Genomic DNA, 15,427 nt, shown 5'->3' with positions numbered 1-15,427 from the left:
TGTCAGTGGTGGCGCATTATAGGGAGTTATTTCTGCCTGACAAGAGGAAATTTAAAATAATTTTCTGAGTGCGCACTTTTTATTCTTTGCGTTTATTTTGCCGACGATTTGTTGGTTAAATGGGCTATTTCACGGGCAAAGTGCGCAACTTGCTCCCAGTCGGTGTACACCACTTCTTTACTGGTATCCGTTTCGCCGCCCGACATCTTCATAATAAGCTTGATCATCAGACGGTCATACCAGCGATAGCGGGGATAGCGAAGCGCGCCTGCAATGACGGCACAGTAGTCAGGTCGCCACGGAGAACTCATTAAAAACTTACGCGCGTAGCTGTTAGTCTGCGGCGTCCGTTTTTCAGCTTTACGCGCCACCAGGTTAACGGAATAAAAGGCGCTCGGCATTCCGTTCAACCGCGTGGCATATTTCTTAACAAACTCCTGAAAGGCGCTGTGGTAATGACCATAACGAATAGACGCGCCAATCACTACGCGATCATAGCTATCCCAGTCAGGCTCTTCTGCGCGATGCAGATTAACGACATCGGCCCAGATCCCCATCTCTTTGAGTTCAGAAGCCAGATAAGAGGCAATTTCGCGCGTTTGTCCGTCCCGGGTAGAGAAAAGAATCAATGTTTTCACGTGTTACTCCATTATTCACGCCAGAAAGTCGGGGTAAAAAGTACCAGCAAAGTGAATACTTCCAGACGACCAAATAGCATGTTGGCGATGAGTATCCATTTCGCAACCGGATTCATACTGGCGAAGTTATCAGCAACCACCCCCAGCCCCGGTCCCAGGTTATTAAGCGTAGCCACTACCGAGGCGAAAGCCGAGAAATCATCTACGCCTGTAGCGATAATGGCCAGCATACTGACGATAAATACCAGCGCGTAGGCAGAAAAGAATCCCCAGACGGCTTCCAGAATACGTTCTGGCAGCGCCCGGTTCCCCAGCTTAATACTGTAAACGGCATTCGGATGCACCAGACGTTTGAGTTCGCGGTTCCCCTGTTTAAATAACAACAGAATACGGATGACCTTTAACCCCCCGCCCGTTGACCCGGCGCAACCGCCAATAAACGCGGAACATAGCAGCAAGACAGGCAAAAACAGCGGCCAGCGCGCAATGCTGTCCGTGGTAAACCCTGCCGTTGTCGCCATCGACACAACCTGGAAGAATGCCTGATTTAGCGTTGTCAGCGCCGAGTCGTAGATATTATGGAACCACAGTACCAACGTGCAGATCACCACCAGCGTCAACTGTACGCCGATGAACATGCGGAATTCCGGATCGCGCCAGTATACTTTCAGGCTACGCCCGCTTAGTAAAGAGAAATGCAGGCCATAGTTACAACCGGAGATCAGCAGGAAAATAGCGATGATGGTATTAATAGTGGGACTATCAAAATAGCCTACGCTGGCGTCATGCGTTGAGAAGCCGCCGATAGCGATAGTGGAGAAGCTGTGTCCGATAGCGTCAAACGCGGGCATCCCTGCAAACCATAGCGCCAGCGCGCAGGCTACCGTTAGCAAGACATAGATAAGCCACAGCGTTTTCGCCGTCTCGGCAATACGCGGGCGCATTTTGTTATCTTTGAGCGGCCCCGGCATTTCTGCCCGATAGAGCTGCATCCCCCCGACGCCGAGGATAGGGAGAATCGCCACCGCCAGCACAATGATCCCCATACCGCCAAACCATTGCAGCATCTGACGATAAAAGAGAATGGCGTGCGGTAATGAATCCAGCCCCACCAGCGTAGTGGCGCCCGTGGTGGTTAACCCGGAGAACGATTCAAAAAAAGCATCTGTAATGGTGAGGTTTGGGCTTTCCGAGAAAATAAACGGTAGCGCACCCACGCTGCCCAGCACGGTCCAGAACAGCACCACGATAAGAAATCCTTCGCGGGATTTCAGCTCGCCCTTTTCCCTACGATTTGGCCACCACAGTATGGAACCGATCGCCAGCGCGACAAAAAAGGTCTGCGTGAACGCTCTTCCTGCGCCATCACGATATATTAGCGCTACCAGTCCCGGGAGAATCATTGTCCCCGAAAATAAGATAACCAGTAGTCCAACGATTCGGGTAATGGCGCGAAAATGCATCTCTGCCGCTTCCTTTATTCTTAAAAATGAGGTGGGGATTATTCTTCAATCGCTAACAATTGCAATGAACCACGGCTAAAATCCGCCAGTTTTGTGGAAAATGCATTCACATGAGCAAAAGGAAGCGCCACCCTGAGCCGAACAGACGCTTGATAATCGCTGGAAACGATCTTCCCGGCAAACTGTCCTAATAATGCTTCGATTCCGGCCAACTGACCGTACTCACACTGCAAAGTATATTCGGTTAATGGCGTCTTGCGTTGTGTGGCAAGCTGACGTAATGCCTGATTCACACCGCCGCCATAGGCTTTTACCAGCCCGCCCATACCCAGCAGAATACCACCATAGTAGCGCACGACGACGGCAGTAATCTCACCGACGCCGCTGCCCATCAATTGCGCAAGCATCGGCTTGCCTGCCGTTCCCGCCGGTTCGCCGTCGTCTGAAAAGCCCAGTTGCTGTGAGTCGTCCGGCGCACCCGCCACCCACGCCACACAATGGTGGCGCGCATCAGGGTGCTCAGCTCTGACTGACTCAACAAACGCTTTCGCCGCGTCTACGCCATCGGTATGCGCCAATAGCGTAATAAAGCGGCTTTTTTTGATCTCTTCAACAACGGTGACCGGCGCTGCAGGGATTAACCAACTGTCCATTACGCCAGTTTTAAATCCCGCGTCATGTTTTCCACGCCGTTTTCGTGGATGACCACGTTATCTTCAATGCGAATACCGCCGAAAGGCTTGAGCGCTTCAATTTTCTGCCAGTTGAAGTGCTTGCTGAACGGCCCTTCGCGCCACGGCGCTAACAGCGATTCGATGAAGTAAATCCCCGGTTCGATGGTCAACACCATTCGCGGCTGTAACACACGCGTGCAGCGCAGATACGGGTATTTGGACGGCGCGGCGAGATGCGTACCGGAATCATCCTGCATAAACCCGGCCACATCGTGTACCTGCAGACCCAACGGATGACCAATACCGTGCGGCATAAACGGCCCGGTGAGATCATTTTCCACCATCGTCTCTTCACTCATGTCGGTAATGATTTGATGTTTACGCAGCAGCTTCGCGATGCGCTGATGGAACTGAATATGATAATCCACATAGCTGACGCCCGCCTTCATGGTAACGATCAGCGCCAACTGTTCGTCGTTAACATCTTTCACCAGGTGGGCGTAGTCGTTATCACTTTTCGCCGACCAGGTTCGCGTCAGATCCGCCGCGTAGCCGTTGTATTCCGCGCCCGCATCCAGCAGGAAACTGCGCATTTCAGACGGTGCCTGATGATCCAGTTTCGTGTAATGCAGCACGGCGGCATGTTCGTTCAGCGCCACAATGTTGCTGTATGGAACATCGGTATCGCGATGTCCCGTGGCGGTCAGGTACGCCAGGTTGATGTCGAACTCGCTCATGCCGGAACGGAAGGCCTCTTCCGCCGCACGATGACCGCTCACCGCCATTTTCTGCGCTTCGCGCATACAGGCCAGTTCATAATCCGTTTTATAGGCGCGGTAGTAATGCAGATAGTCGATAACACCTTTCGGGTTGATGTTGCTGGCGGCGATATCCAATTGTAGCGCGCGCTCAGGAACCGGGCCGATATAGCCGATATTGCCACGCGCGGCAGGCAGTTGGCTGCCGATGCCATCCGCTTTCGGTAAGGCGACGACCTCGACTTCTTCTGTCCAGAAGGACGTTGGCAGCGGTTCAACGTTATGCCAGTAATCGACCGGCAGATAAAACCACAATTTGGGTTTGTTGACGCCATCGACCAACAGCCAGCAATTTGGAACCTGAGTTACCGGCACCCAGGCTTTAAACTGCGGATTGACCTTAAACGGATAAGGGTGATCGTCGAGAAAGACGTTGAAAAGCTCGCCGGAATGAATAAGTAACGCATCCAGCTTAAAGCGCGCCAGAACATCGCGCGTCCGTTCTTGTAAGGTAACAATATGATTTTTATAGAGCGCGGCCAGTGATTCCATTTTTTACCCTTCTGTTTTTTTGACCTCAAGTTTCCGCATCTTAGCACATCGCCCCACGAGAGCGTGATCTCTGCCGAGCGTGATCACATCGGCATTTCTTTAATCATTTATTTGCATTTTTTTAACACAAAATACACACTTCGCTTCATCTGGTACGACCAGATCACCTTGTGGATTCAGGAGACTGACATGCTTTATAAAGGCGACACCCTGTACCTCGACTGGCTGGAAGATGGCATCGCCGAACTGGTGTTCGATGCTCCAGGCTCGGTCAATAAACTCGACACCGCAACCGTCGCCAGCCTTGGCCAGGCGCTTGAGGTGTTGGAAAAGCAACACGATTTAAAAGGGCTGCTGCTGCGCTCTAATAAAGCGGCCTTTATTGTCGGCGCGGACATCACCGAATTTCTTTCACTGTTCCTCGTCCCCGAAGAGCAGTTAAGCCAATGGCTGCATTTCGCTAACAGCGTCTTTAACCGTCTGGAAGATTTACCCGTACCGACCCTTGCCGCCGTAAACGGCTATGCGCTGGGCGGCGGGTGCGAATGCGTGCTGGCCACCGATTACCGTCTGGCGACGCCAGACCTCCGTATCGGCCTGCCGGAAACTAAACTGGGCATCATGCCGGGTTTCGGCGGCTCCGTTCGTCTGCCGCGTATGCTGGGCGCAGACAGCGCGCTGGAGATTATCGCGGCAGGTAAGGATGTCGGTGCTGAACACGCGCTGAAAATCGGCCTTGTGGACGGCGTGGTCAAACAAGAGAAGCTAATTGAAGGCGCGATAGCGGTATTACGTCAGGCGATTAACGGCGACCTCGACTGGAAGGCCAAACGTCAGCCGAAGCTGGAGCCGTTGAAACTCAGCAAAATTGAAGCAGCGATGAGCTTTACCATCGCTAAAGGCATGGTCGCACAAACGGCCGGTAAACATTATCCGGCGCCGATGACCGCAGTGAAAACCATTGAAGCCGCCGCGCGTTTTGGTCGTGAAGAAGCGCTGAATCTGGAAAATAAAAGCTTTGTTCCGCTGGCGCATACCAATGAGGCTCGTGCGCTGGTCGGTATCTTCCTCAACGATCAATATGTAAAAGGTAAAGCCAAAAAGCTGACCAAAGATATTGAGACGCCGAAACAGGCAGCCGTACTGGGCGCGGGCATTATGGGCGGCGGTATCGCTTACCAGTCGGCCTGGAAAGGCGTACCGGTCATCATGAAAGATATCAACGATAAATCGTTGAACCTCGGCATGACCGAAGCGGCCAAGCTACTGAACAAACAGCTGGAGCGCGGCAAGATCGACGGTCTGAAGCTGGCGAGCGTCATTTCGACCATCCACCCGACTCTCGATTATGCCGGTTTCGATCGCGTAGATGTTGTTGTCGAAGCGGTAGTCGAAAATCCGAAAGTCAAAAAAGCGGTACTGGCGGAAACCGAGCAGAAAGTGCGCCCGGAAACCGTGCTGGCCTCAAATACCTCCACCATCCCGATTGGCGAACTGGCAAGCGCCCTGGAACGTCCGGAAAACTTTTGCGGTATGCACTTCTTTAACCCGGTACACCGGATGCCGCTGGTTGAAATCATTCGCGGCGAGAAGAGTTCAGACGAAACTATTGCCAAAGTCGTCGCCTGGGCAAGCAAAATGGGCAAGACGCCGATTGTAGTCAACGACTGCCCCGGCTTCTTTGTTAACCGCGTGCTGTTCCCCTATTTCGCCGGTTTCAGTCAACTGCTGCGCGACGGCGCGGATTTCCGCAAAGTCGATAAAGTGATGGAAAAACAGTTCGGCTGGCCGATGGGCCCGGCCTATTTGCTGGATGTTGTCGGCATTGATACCGCGCATCACGCGCAGGCGGTAATGGCGGCAGGCTTCCCGCAACGGATGCAGAAAGAGTATCGCGACGCGATCGACGCATTGTTTGACGCCAGCCGTTTTGGGCAAAAAAACGGTCTGGGCTTCTGGCGCTATAAAGAAGACAGCAAGGGTAAGCCGAAGAAAGAAGAAGATGCCGCGGTGGATGACCTGCTGGCAAGCGTCAGCCAGCCGAAACGAGACTTTAGCGACGACGAGATAATCGCCCGTATGATGATCCCGATGATTAACGAAGTGGTTCGCTGTCTGGAAGAAGGCATTATCGCCAGCCCGGCGGAAGCCGATATGGCGCTGGTCTACGGCCTGGGCTTCCCTCCGTTCCACGGCGGCGCATTCCGCTGGCTGGATACACAGGGCAGCGCGAAGTATCTCGATATGGCCCAGCAGTATCAGCACCTCGGCCCGCTGTATGAGGTGCCGGAAGGGCTGCGTAATAAAGCGCGCCATAACGAACCGTATTATCCCCCGGTTGAACCAGCCCGTCCGGTTGGTTCTCTGAAAACGGCTTAAGGAGTCACAATGGAACAGGTTGTCATTGTCGATGCTATTCGCACCCCGATGGGCCGTTCGAAGGGCGGCGCGTTTCGCAACGTGCGGGCAGAAGATCTCTCCGCCCACTTAATGCGTAGCCTGCTGGCGCGTAATCCGTCGCTTACAGCGGCGGCCCTCGATGATATTTACTGGGGCTGCGTACAACAAACGCTGGAGCAAGGCTTCAATATTGCCCGTAACGCCGCGCTGCTGGCAGAAATTCCCCATTCGGTACCGGCGGTCACCGTCAACCGTCTGTGTGGTTCCTCGATGCAGGCGTTACACGATGCAGCGCGAATGATCATGACCGGCGATGCGCAGGTTTGTCTGGTGGGCGGCGTGGAGCATATGGGGCACGTGCCGATGAGCCACGGCGTCGATTTTCACCCGGGCCTGAGCCGCAACGTCGCCAAAGCGGCAGGGATGATGGGGCTAACGGCGGAAATGCTCTCCCGCCTGCACGGTATTAGCCGGGAAATGCAGGACCAGTTCGCCGCGCGTTCTCACGCCCGCGCCTGGGCCGCCACGCAGTCTGGCGCATTCAAAACGGAGATTATCCCGACCGGTGGTCATGATGCAGACGGCGTGTTGAAGCAGTTTAACTACGATGAAGTGATCCGCCCGGAAACCACGGTCGAAGCGCTATCAACGCTGCGCCCGGCATTTGATCCGGTTAGTGGCACGGTCACGGCGGGCACCTCATCCGCGCTTTCCGATGGCGCAGCCGCCATGCTGGTAATGAGCGAAAGTCGTGCCCGTGAGCTGGGCCTGAAACCTCGCGCCCGTATTCGCTCAATGGCAGTGGTGGGTTGTGATCCGTCAATTATGGGTTACGGGCCGGTTCCGGCGTCAAAACTGGCGTTGAAAAAAGCGGGACTGTCGGCCAGCGATATTGATGTGTTTGAGATGAACGAAGCGTTTGCCGCACAGATCCTGCCATGCATTAAGGATCTGGGATTGATGGAGCAGATAGACGAGAAGATCAACCTCAACGGCGGCGCGATCGCGCTTGGTCATCCGCTCGGCTGCTCCGGAGCACGTATCAGCACCACGCTTATCAACCTGATGGAGCGCAAAGACGCGCAGTTTGGTCTGGCGACGATGTGTATTGGTCTGGGTCAGGGCATCGCCACGGTGTTTGAGCGGGTTTAATCAAAGATAATATCCCCTAAATAATTCGCGTTGCAGCGCGGCAGCAACTGAGCGAATCCCCGGGAGCATAGATAACTATGTGCCCGGGGTGAGCAAAGGCAACCAGCAAAGAGGCTGCGCGAATTATGACGGAAAACAGTTTAGTTGCCGTTTTTCCCGCCCGTCAGGGGCGGGTTTTTTCACCGTATGGCCCGCTCTACTCAGTAAGCGCTTTGGTCAGGCTAAATGGCATAGCCTGATATCCACGCGCACCATGTATTTGCATTTCGACCGCAGGCTCTTTTTCTCCCCATCTGAACTCTTCCAGATACGGGTTAGGCAAGCTGGTAAATGCGCCTACCGACAAATCAAACTCACCACCTGCTGTTGCGGAATACACGAACACAGAATTCTTGTCAGTCTGGTACTCGGTGATAGAGGTTACCGGGCTAAACCACTCGTTCCCGCGCTCTTTACCGTATTGCCAGATCTGTTGGACTGTCTTGTTTTTCTGGTCGATTTTGTAAATCACGGAGCGGCTGTATTTCATACTCTGCATAGCAGGCTGTTCTAAGCCGCGGCCATCGCCATTGTCGAAAGCGGAAAGGTATAAGATATCGCCTTTACTCTTACTATCAATTTTAAAGGCCGTATGTTGCGTCCATGTCCAGTCGAAGTCACCCTCGCAGCCACTGTCCTGGCAAGCAATTTTTTGGCCTTTGCTATCCACTGGCGTCAGAATTGCGGCATTAAATGGCGCTTTCCAGCCAGCAGGCGTACCCAGTATCCACTTCACTTTCTTATCGCGGCCGATTTTGATAATCGCACTCTGGTGGCGGGAGCTGATGATAATGGAATCATCTTCACTGTCATAGTCGACGCTGTTGACATGCGCCCAGTTGCGGCCAGCCCCACTACCCACGATATCCCCGAATTTGTCGGAGGAGTCCAGCGCCGCCAGATCTTCTTCGCTCAACGTATGGCCGGACTGGCTGGCGTCGATATTCAGGCACACAGCGCCCTGATCGAGGGTTTTCATTATCACATCACGATAAGGATCGAGGATATCAAACAGACGCCATTCATCCACTACCACGCCGTTCTGATCCACTTCGGCAATCACATCACGCACGGTACGAACATTTTTCCCATCAGGACGTTTATAGTTAGAGCTGGCTACACGCAGGAAGTAGTGACCGTTGGCCGCGTTATCCATTGAGTGTGAGAAATCGTTATAATTATCCGGCAGGCGGCGGTTAAAGATTTCACGCCCCATGATATCGTATTTCACATAACGCTGACCGTAGCCCCACGATAGTGCGCCATCCTGGTTTTGTTTAAAGCCCATCATAACGCCAGCACGATAAATTGACTTTAAATCATAAATTGAACTTGGATTCATAAACCAACGAATATCACCAGAGGTGTCGATAATAGCGTTAGCTGTAGTGAAGTTCCATTCTAATGCACCCCCAGTAGGGTTGTTCCAGACAGTACGCGTTCCATTCCCAGACTTATCTTTCGTATTATTCAAAAGATACAAGCGATCTTTAAATTCTGGGGAAACCTTTTTAACATCGATAGTAAAGAGTGCTGATTGTTCTTCTTTTGTACCCGCTGATTCAATATAGGCAGGCGGTGCATACATTTTATAGCTTTCTTTTATATTTTCGGTTTTACTACCCTGGATTCTTGTATATTCAACTTCAACGGTATTGACATAATCCGGGTAAAGACCAAAGACGGGAATACCGCCATACGTTAAAAGGTATTTATTATTAACTTTATACGCGATCTCCTGGCCATTTTCTTTGGGTACAATCCGTACATGCACGTCACGTAACTGGTAACCGCCATTACGAATAACGGCGGTTAGCGGCGCGATATCATAGGGGTTCATAACAACTTCGCCAATTTTTCCCTGGACCTGATAGTCCACTTTAGCGCCGCTGGCGCCGCCGATGGCGAAAGCTGTAGAAGGTACTGATGACAAAATTGCAACAGATAATGCGAGAGAAGTTAAAGCATATTTAAATTTCATAACACTCTCCATCTTATAAATAAATAACTAACTTTCCATTTTATGTTTCTTTTATAAGAATAAACGAAGCATATATAATTAACTGTTTTTATTGATAGCCTCAGGACATAATATTACTTAATTTATTACACGCAATAAAAAGCCTGTAGATATTCAATATCATAACGTTTTATAGTTGACGATTAATTAATATTTAAGAAGGCTTTTAGGTAGGCTAACGTAAAAAGGGACGCTACTGCGCCCCATAAAATAGTTAAATAAATGCGAATGCATCGCCAAACAGACGATCTTCCCGCGCGTTACGCTCATGACAGAACAGATCGCGGGCGATTTTCGCCATCTCAAATCGTCCGGCAATATAAATATCGTGCCCCGCCAGCGTACCATAATCCTGCAATACCGCCGTAAGTACCGTTCCTGTACGTCCACGCCAGCCTTCTTCCGGCTGCTCGACAACAGGTTCAATACGCAAATTCGGATGGTTAACAGAGAGTGCTTCCAGCTCAGAAAGATCATAGAGGTGCTTTTCTTCGCGACCGCCCCAGTAAATGGTAACATCGCGGTTCGGGTTGCGCGCTAACGCCGTCAACAGGATGGAGTGCACATAAGAAAAGCCCGTACCGCCCGCGATCAGAATCAACGGACGCTCTTCATCATCACGTAGCCAGGCGTCGCCATGCGGAATATCGACGACGATTTCCCGGTCTTTCAGAATCCGATCCATGACCGCCATCGCATACAGATTGAGCTCGGAAGCGCCAATGTGTAATTCAATAAACCCTTTCTCGTCCGGCGTTGAGGCCATCGAAAACGGGCGTTTGTCACGCTCGTCCATGACGACCATCAAATACTGACCAGCGCGGAATGTAAACGCCGCGTCCGGCACTAAACGAACCCGATATACGGTATCGGTGATAGCTTCTACCGAGGTCACTTTACAGCTTAAGGTTGTCATGCGCTCCCTCTGTCGGGTGTCGGGTCAATACCGACATTTTTCAAGCCGAGTCGCCGCAGCCTGAAATGTCGATGTCCGCTTTCAGTTATTTAAAGATAGCCAGCTCATCCCAAATCGCATCAATGCGCGCGGTAACTTCAGGATCTTTAACAATAGGACGACCCCACTCGCGTTGGGTTTCGCCCGGCCATTTGTTTGTGGCATCCAGCCCCATTTTTGAACCCAGCCCGGAGACCGGCGAGGCAAAATCCAGGTAATCAATCGGCGTATTTTCAACCAGCACCGTATCCCGCGCAGGGTCCATACGGGTGGTAATCGCCCAGATCACATCATTCCAGTCGCGTGCGTTAACGTCATCATCGCAAACGATAACAAATTTCGTATACATAAACTGGCGCAAAAACGACCAAACGCCCATCATGACGCGTTTCGCATGACCAGCGTACTGCTTTTTCATCGTCACTACCGCCAGGCGATAAGAACACCCTTCCGGCGGCAGATAAAAGTCGACAATTTCCGGAAACTGTTTTTGCAGAATAGGCACGAAGACTTCATTGAGCGCCACCCCTAATACCGCAGGCTCATCGGGCGGACGCCCGGTATAGGTGGAGTGATAGATGGCATCCTCACGCTGCGTAATATGCGTGACGGTAAAGACCGGAAAGTTATCCACTTCATTATAATAGCCCGTATGATCGCCATACGGCCCTTCCGGTGCCATCTCTCCCGGCTCAATGTAACCTTCAAGGATAATCTCAGCGCTGGCAGGCACTTCCAGATCGTTAGAAAGGCATTTAACCACTTCAGTTTTCGTGCCGCGCAGCAAGCCCGCAAAGGCATACTCCGACAGAGTATCGGGAACAGGAGTCACGGCGCCAAGTATCGTCGCCGGATCGGCACCCAATGCGACGGAGACCGGGAAACGTTCACCCGGACGCGCGGCTAACCACTCCTGAAAATCCAGCGCGCCGCCGCGGTGAGACAGCCAGCGCATAATCAGCTTATTTTTACCTATCAACTGCTGACGATAAATGCCCAGGTTTTGCCGTTCTTTGTGCGGGCCACGCGTTACCGTCAGTCCCCAGGTAATCAGCGGCGCGGCGTCATCCGGCCAACAGGTCATGACAGGAAGACGCGTTAAATCGACATCATCGCCAGACGCGATTTTCTGCTGGCAAGGCGCGCCGCGTAACCGTTTCGTCGGCATATTCAGCACTTGCTTAAACTGCGGCAGCTTGTCAAACAGATCGCGAAAGCCTTTCGGCGGCTCAGGTTCTTTCAGAAACGCTAATAATTTACCCACTTCCCGTAATGCGGAAACATCATCCTGCCCCATGCCCATCGCCACGCGTTTTGGCGTGCCAAAAAGGTTGCACAGCACCGGCATGGCGTAACCTTTAGGATTTTCAAACAGCAACGCCGGTCCACCGGCACGCAGCGTGCGGTCAGCGATTTCCGTGATTTCCAGATGAGGATCCACAGGTAGCGTGATGCGTTTTAGTTCCCCCTGCTGCTCAAGTAGCGTCAGGAAGTCGCGTAAATCGTGATATTTCATGGCGTCCATTGTAGCCTCTTGGTAAGCGCATCATTATACGGCGTTCATCATCGGGATGCTGTATTTTTGTTAAATTAGCGTGAACTCTGGCAACCAACGCTAATCCAGATACGGCTTAAAGGATGAAGTGTATAATTAACTTCGCGCATGGCTTTTGCTATGCTTGCGCCCCGAACAAGCGGATAAGAGTCATTATGCAATCCTGGTATTTACTGTACTGCAAACGCGGGCAACTTCAGCGTGCTCAAGAACACCTCGAAAGACAAGCGGTAAGTTGCCTGACACCGATGATCACCCTGGAAAAAATGGTACGCGGAAAACGTACCTCCGTCAGCGAACCGCTCTTTCCTAATTATCTGTTCGTTGAATTTGATCCGGAAGTGATACATACCACTACAATCAACGCCACGCGCGGCGTCAGCCATTTTGTGCGCTTTGGCGCGCATCCTGCGATCGTGCCTTCCAGCGTTATTCATCAGCTTTCTATCTACAAGCCCGAAGGCGTTGTCGATCCTGAAACCCCCTATCCCGGCGATAGCGTCATCATCACGGAAGGCGCATTTGAAGGGCTGAAAGCGATTTTTACCGAACCGGATGGCGAAACGCGTTCGATGTTACTGCTTAATTTACTCAATAAAGAAGTGAAGCAGAGCGTAAAAAACACCGGTTTTCGCAAGATTTAGCGATCATTCAGAATACGACCTCAAATAAGGTTCTGGCGTTGGCATCTGTCATCGCCGCTAACCATTGCGGATCTTCACCACGCCATAGCGCAATGCGCTCCAGGATGTGAGGCAGATACGCGGGCTCGTTGCGTCGTGACGTTGATTTCGGCGTAAGATCGCGAGGCAACAGATACGGCGCGTCGGTTTCTATCAGTAGCTTTTCCGCTGGAATAAATGGTAAGAGTTCACGTAGCTCAAGTCCGCGTCGTTCGTCGCAAACCCACCCGGTAATACCGATATAGAGCCCTCTGTCCACACAGGCCTGCATTTGCTGGCGTGAACCGGTAAAGCAGTGCAGTATTGCACCAGGAAGACTATCCAGCCAGGGATCAAGCAATGCCAGAAATCGCTCATGCGCGTCCCGGCAGTGCATAAAGATTGGCATCTGCAATTCGGCGGCAATTTGTAGCTGCGCCTGAAAGGCACGCTCCTGCTCCTGCGGCGTGGAAAAATTGCGATTGAAATCCAGCCCGCACTCACCGATAGCGACGACTTCCGGCTGGTTCGCCAGCGCAATAATGGCGTCTTCAGACGCGGATGACCACTGACTGCTGTCATGGGGATGGACGCCAGCCGTCGACCAACAATGGGGGTAGCGCCGCGCCAGTTTTAACGCCTGCTGACTTTCATGGATGTTCGTTCCGGTCAGTAGCATACCTTTTACTCCCGCCGCAAACGCACGGGCGACCACATCATCACGATCTTTTGCAAACTGGCTACTGGTTAAATTAACGCCAATATCAAACATGCTTGCCCCCATATGACAACCGCCCTGACGGGCGGTTGTGTTTAGTCTTCAGTGTGCTCGGCCTTTTCGGTTTCGGCCTCGTTATCTTCGTCGCGCGTCCGTCGCTTACCGACATAAAAGCGTGAGCAGAAAACGCCAATTTCAAACAGGCAGTACATCGGTATCGCCAGCAACGTTTGCGAGAAAACATCTGGCGGCGTAAGCAGCATTCCCACAATGAATGCCCCGACCAGGATATAAGGCCGTTTTTTACGCAAATCTTCTGGCGTGGTGATGCCCATCCAGCACAGCAACACAATCGCCACCGGCACTTCAAAGGCTACGCCAAAGGCCATAAAAAGCGCCATGACAAAGCTAAGATAGCTGGCGATATCTGTCGAAACCTGTACCCCTTCCGGTGCCGTATGCGTCAGGAAACCAAAGGCCAAAGGGAATACGACAAAATAGGCGAAGGCCATACCAATGTAGAAAAGCAGCGAGCTGGATACCAGCAGCGGTACGACCAGACGACGCTCATGCTTATACAGCGCCGGGGCGATAAAGGCCCAAACCTGGTACAAAATGACAGGCGCGGATAAGATCAAAGACACCATGAAGGTGAGTTTGATAGGCGTAAAAAACGGCGACGCCACATCCGTCGCAATCATTGTCGCCCCTTGCGGCATCTGTTTAATCAGCGGTGCGGCGACTAAATGATAAATATCATTGGCGAAATAAATTAACGCCAAAAAAATCAGAAGTACTGCGACGATGCAGTTTAGCAGGCGCTTACGCAACTCGATCAGATGCGTGATAAGCGGTTGAGTATCTTCTACAGCCATGTTTACGGTTTATCACTCGACGAGGGGGAAGATTCGACAACAGGCGCAGCGGATTTCTTCTCGGCGTCTATCGTGGCTACGGAAGCGGTTTCCGTCGACTCAGGCACGTTAGCTTTAACGGGCTCCGGCTTTTGTTCCGGCGCGCTCGCCTGTGTTTCAGCGGCGGCAGGGGTGACGCCCTCATGCTGCGTTTCGTTCCCTTTTACCACCGGATTATGGATGGTATGCGCTTCATCGCTCGCTTGTTCGGGATCGTTAGCGCTGTAGGTGCGTTTCATCGACTCCGCGGCCTGACGCAGTTCATCCATAGATGCTTTCAGTTCGGGAGTCAGATTTTCCAGGCTCGCCTTTTCGACTTTTTTCAGACTGTCCTGGAACTCCTGAAGTTTCAGTTCCTGAGTCAGTTCATTCTGAACCGTTGTCGCAAGGGACCGCAACGCGCGAATCCAGCCCGCTACCGTTTTTACCGCTACTGGCAATCGTTGCGGCCCCAACACAATGAGGCCGATAACGAACACTAACAGCAGTTCGCTAAAACCGATATCAAACACGGATTATACCTGCTCTTTATCTTGGCTTTTAGCGTCTTCCTTTTTCGCTTCGCCTTGCTTATCCGCGATAGATTTAGCGGTAAAATCAGCGTCCTGACTGGTTTTATCCTGTTTGGCATCATCATCGCTCATGGCCTTTTTAAAGCCTTTGATAGACGCGCCAAGATCGGAACCGATGGAACCGAGTTTTTTGGTGCCGAACAGCAGTACGACGATGACGGCAACAATCAACAACTGCCAAATACTGATACCACCCATACATGTTCCTCTGTGATAGATGATGAATTATTAGGGCCGCATTATACACATTATCCTTCGCGCTGCCTCTTTGTTAGCCGCTTTCGCCCGCCCTATTCACATACTTTTACATACGACCGGGACGACATTGACTTGCGGCCTGAGTACTGCCTCGAGT

14 protein-coding genes are annotated in these 15,427 nt (G+C 52.0%); 3 read left to right on the top strand and 11 right to left on the bottom strand.

Annotated features, from left to right (window positions below):
- Positions 1–92: 92 nt before the first annotated feature.
- The 4 genes from hemG to pepQ are packed head-to-tail and all read right to left on the bottom strand — an operon-like array spanning position 93 to position 4,085.
- Positions 93–638 carry a menaquinone-dependent protoporphyrinogen IX dehydrogenase gene (gene hemG, locus ACLD11_RS14730; RefSeq protein WP_000853982.1) on the bottom strand — a complete coding sequence of 182 codons (546 nt, stop codon included), beginning with the start codon at positions 636–638 and terminating at the stop codon, positions 93–95.
- Between the two features lie 11 nt (positions 639–649).
- On the bottom strand, positions 650–2,101 hold the full coding sequence (trkH, locus tag ACLD11_RS14725) for a Trk system potassium transporter TrkH (RefSeq protein WP_000545688.1): 1,452 nt from the start codon (positions 2,099–2,101) through the stop codon (positions 650–652).
- A gap of 38 nt (positions 2,102–2,139) precedes the next feature.
- Positions 2,140–2,754 (bottom strand): IMPACT family protein, encoded by a 615-nt coding sequence (locus tag ACLD11_RS14720; protein WP_411015054.1) that lies wholly within the window; start codon positions 2,752–2,754, stop codon positions 2,140–2,142.
- The gene (pepQ, locus tag ACLD11_RS14715; protein ID WP_411015053.1) at positions 2,754–4,085 is read right to left on the bottom strand and encodes a Xaa-Pro dipeptidase; all 1,332 of its coding nucleotides are present in this window, start codon (positions 4,083–4,085) and stop codon (positions 2,754–2,756) included. The genes ACLD11_RS14720 and pepQ overlap by 1 nt, the downstream gene beginning before the upstream one ends.
- 189 nt (positions 4,086–4,274) lie before the next feature.
- Between pepQ and fadB the strand changes: the two genes are divergently transcribed.
- Together fadB and fadA are read left to right on the top strand one after the other, a co-directional pair.
- Positions 4,275–6,464, top strand: a complete 2,190-nt coding sequence (fadB, locus tag ACLD11_RS14710; protein ID WP_411015052.1) for a fatty acid oxidation complex subunit alpha FadB — start codon at positions 4,275–4,277, stop codon at positions 6,462–6,464.
- 9 nt (positions 6,465–6,473) lie between these two features.
- Positions 6,474–7,637 (top strand): acetyl-CoA C-acyltransferase FadA, encoded by a 1,164-nt coding sequence (fadA, locus tag ACLD11_RS14705; protein ID WP_411012034.1) that lies wholly within the window; start codon positions 6,474–6,476, stop codon positions 7,635–7,637.
- A 196-nt stretch (positions 7,638–7,833) separates the two neighbouring features.
- Here the strand turns inward: fadA and ACLD11_RS14700 are convergent, their stop codons facing one another.
- The 3 genes from ACLD11_RS14700 to ubiD all read right to left on the bottom strand — a co-directional run bounded on the left by ACLD11_RS14700 (position 7,834) and on the right by ubiD (position 12,176).
- Entirely contained in the window at positions 7,834–9,657 is a 1,824-nt protein-coding gene (locus ACLD11_RS14700; protein ID WP_411015051.1) for an aryl-sulfate sulfotransferase, read from the bottom strand.
- Positions 9,658–9,910: 253 nt separating this feature from the next.
- A complete protein-coding gene (gene fre / locus ACLD11_RS14695; RefSeq protein WP_183058909.1) occupies positions 9,911–10,612 on the bottom strand; it encodes an NAD(P)H-flavin reductase in 702 nt (233 codons plus the stop codon).
- A gap of 85 nt (positions 10,613–10,697) precedes the next feature.
- Positions 10,698–12,176, bottom strand: a complete 1,479-nt coding sequence (gene ubiD / locus ACLD11_RS14690) for a 4-hydroxy-3-polyprenylbenzoate decarboxylase (protein WP_000339760.1) — start codon at positions 12,174–12,176, stop codon at positions 10,698–10,700.
- 185 nt (positions 12,177–12,361) lie between these two features.
- Between ubiD and rfaH the strand changes: the two genes are divergently transcribed.
- Complete coding sequence (rfaH, locus tag ACLD11_RS14685) at positions 12,362–12,850, top strand: transcription/translation regulatory transformer protein RfaH (RefSeq protein WP_001192410.1); 489 nt, start codon at positions 12,362–12,364, stop codon at positions 12,848–12,850.
- 7 nt (positions 12,851–12,857) lie between these two features.
- Here the strand turns inward: rfaH and tatD are convergent, their stop codons facing one another.
- From tatD to tatA, 4 genes are read right to left on the bottom strand one after another with little or no spacing between them, the layout of a single operon-like run.
- A complete protein-coding gene (tatD, locus tag ACLD11_RS14680) occupies positions 12,858–13,640 on the bottom strand; it encodes a 3'-5' ssDNA/RNA exonuclease TatD (protein WP_411015050.1) in 783 nt (260 codons plus the stop codon).
- Positions 13,641–13,681: 41 nt separating this feature from the next.
- The gene (gene tatC / locus ACLD11_RS14675; protein ID WP_000257554.1) at positions 13,682–14,461 is read right to left on the bottom strand and encodes a Sec-independent protein translocase subunit TatC; all 780 of its coding nucleotides are present in this window, start codon (positions 14,459–14,461) and stop codon (positions 13,682–13,684) included.
- Between the two features lie 2 nt (positions 14,462–14,463).
- Positions 14,464–15,012 carry a Sec-independent protein translocase protein TatB gene (gene tatB / locus ACLD11_RS14670; protein WP_000459612.1) on the bottom strand — a complete coding sequence of 183 codons (549 nt, stop codon included), beginning with the start codon at positions 15,010–15,012 and terminating at the stop codon, positions 14,464–14,466.
- A gap of 3 nt (positions 15,013–15,015) precedes the next feature.
- Positions 15,016–15,270: a Sec-independent protein translocase subunit TatA gene (gene tatA, locus ACLD11_RS14665; protein WP_000508972.1), complete on the bottom strand. Its 255-nt coding sequence runs from the start codon at positions 15,268–15,270 to the stop codon at positions 15,016–15,018.
- Between the last annotated feature and the right edge of the window lie 157 nt (positions 15,271–15,427).

It is taken from the genome of Salmonella sp. 741265116_PST, from assembly GCF_046567715.1.
Lineage (GTDB): Bacteria > Pseudomonadota > Gammaproteobacteria > Enterobacterales > Enterobacteriaceae > Salmonella > Salmonella enterica.
Note: the sequence above shows the minus strand (reverse complement) of the source record. Positions and strands in the feature narration are given on the sequence as shown.

What these genes read in the sequence shown, in the direction of transcription:
- trkH (WP_000545688.1), bottom strand. Translation starts at nt 2,101, where the DNA reads ATGCATTTTCGCGCCATTACCCGAATCGTTGGACTACTGGTTATCTTA.
- ACLD11_RS14720 (WP_411015054.1), bottom strand. Translation starts at nt 2,754, where the DNA reads ATGGACAGTTGGTTAATCCCTGCAGCGCCGGTCACCGTTGTTGAAGAG.
- pepQ (WP_411015053.1), bottom strand. Translation starts at nt 4,085, where the DNA reads ATGGAATCACTGGCCGCGCTCTATAAAAATCATATTGTTACCTTACAA.
- fadB (WP_411015052.1), top strand. Translation starts at nt 4,275, where the DNA reads ATGCTTTATAAAGGCGACACCCTGTACCTCGACTGGCTGGAAGATGGC.
- fadA (WP_411012034.1), top strand. Translation starts at nt 6,474, where the DNA reads ATGGAACAGGTTGTCATTGTCGATGCTATTCGCACCCCGATGGGCCGT.
- ACLD11_RS14700 (WP_411015051.1), bottom strand. Translation starts at nt 9,657, where the DNA reads ATGAAATTTAAATATGCTTTAACTTCTCTCGCATTATCTGTTGCAATT.
- fre (WP_183058909.1), bottom strand. Translation starts at nt 10,612, where the DNA reads ATGACAACCTTAAGCTGTAAAGTGACCTCGGTAGAAGCTATCACCGAT.
- ubiD (WP_000339760.1), bottom strand. Translation starts at nt 12,176, where the DNA reads ATGGACGCCATGAAATATCACGATTTACGCGACTTCCTGACGCTACTT.
- rfaH (WP_001192410.1), top strand. Translation starts at nt 12,362, where the DNA reads ATGCAATCCTGGTATTTACTGTACTGCAAACGCGGGCAACTTCAGCGT.
- tatD (WP_411015050.1), bottom strand. Translation starts at nt 13,640, where the DNA reads ATGTTTGATATTGGCGTTAATTTAACCAGTAGCCAGTTTGCAAAAGAT.
- tatC (WP_000257554.1), bottom strand. Translation starts at nt 14,461, where the DNA reads ATGGCTGTAGAAGATACTCAACCGCTTATCACGCATCTGATCGAGTTG.
- tatA (WP_000508972.1), bottom strand. Translation starts at nt 15,270, where the DNA reads ATGGGTGGTATCAGTATTTGGCAGTTGTTGATTGTTGCCGTCATCGTC.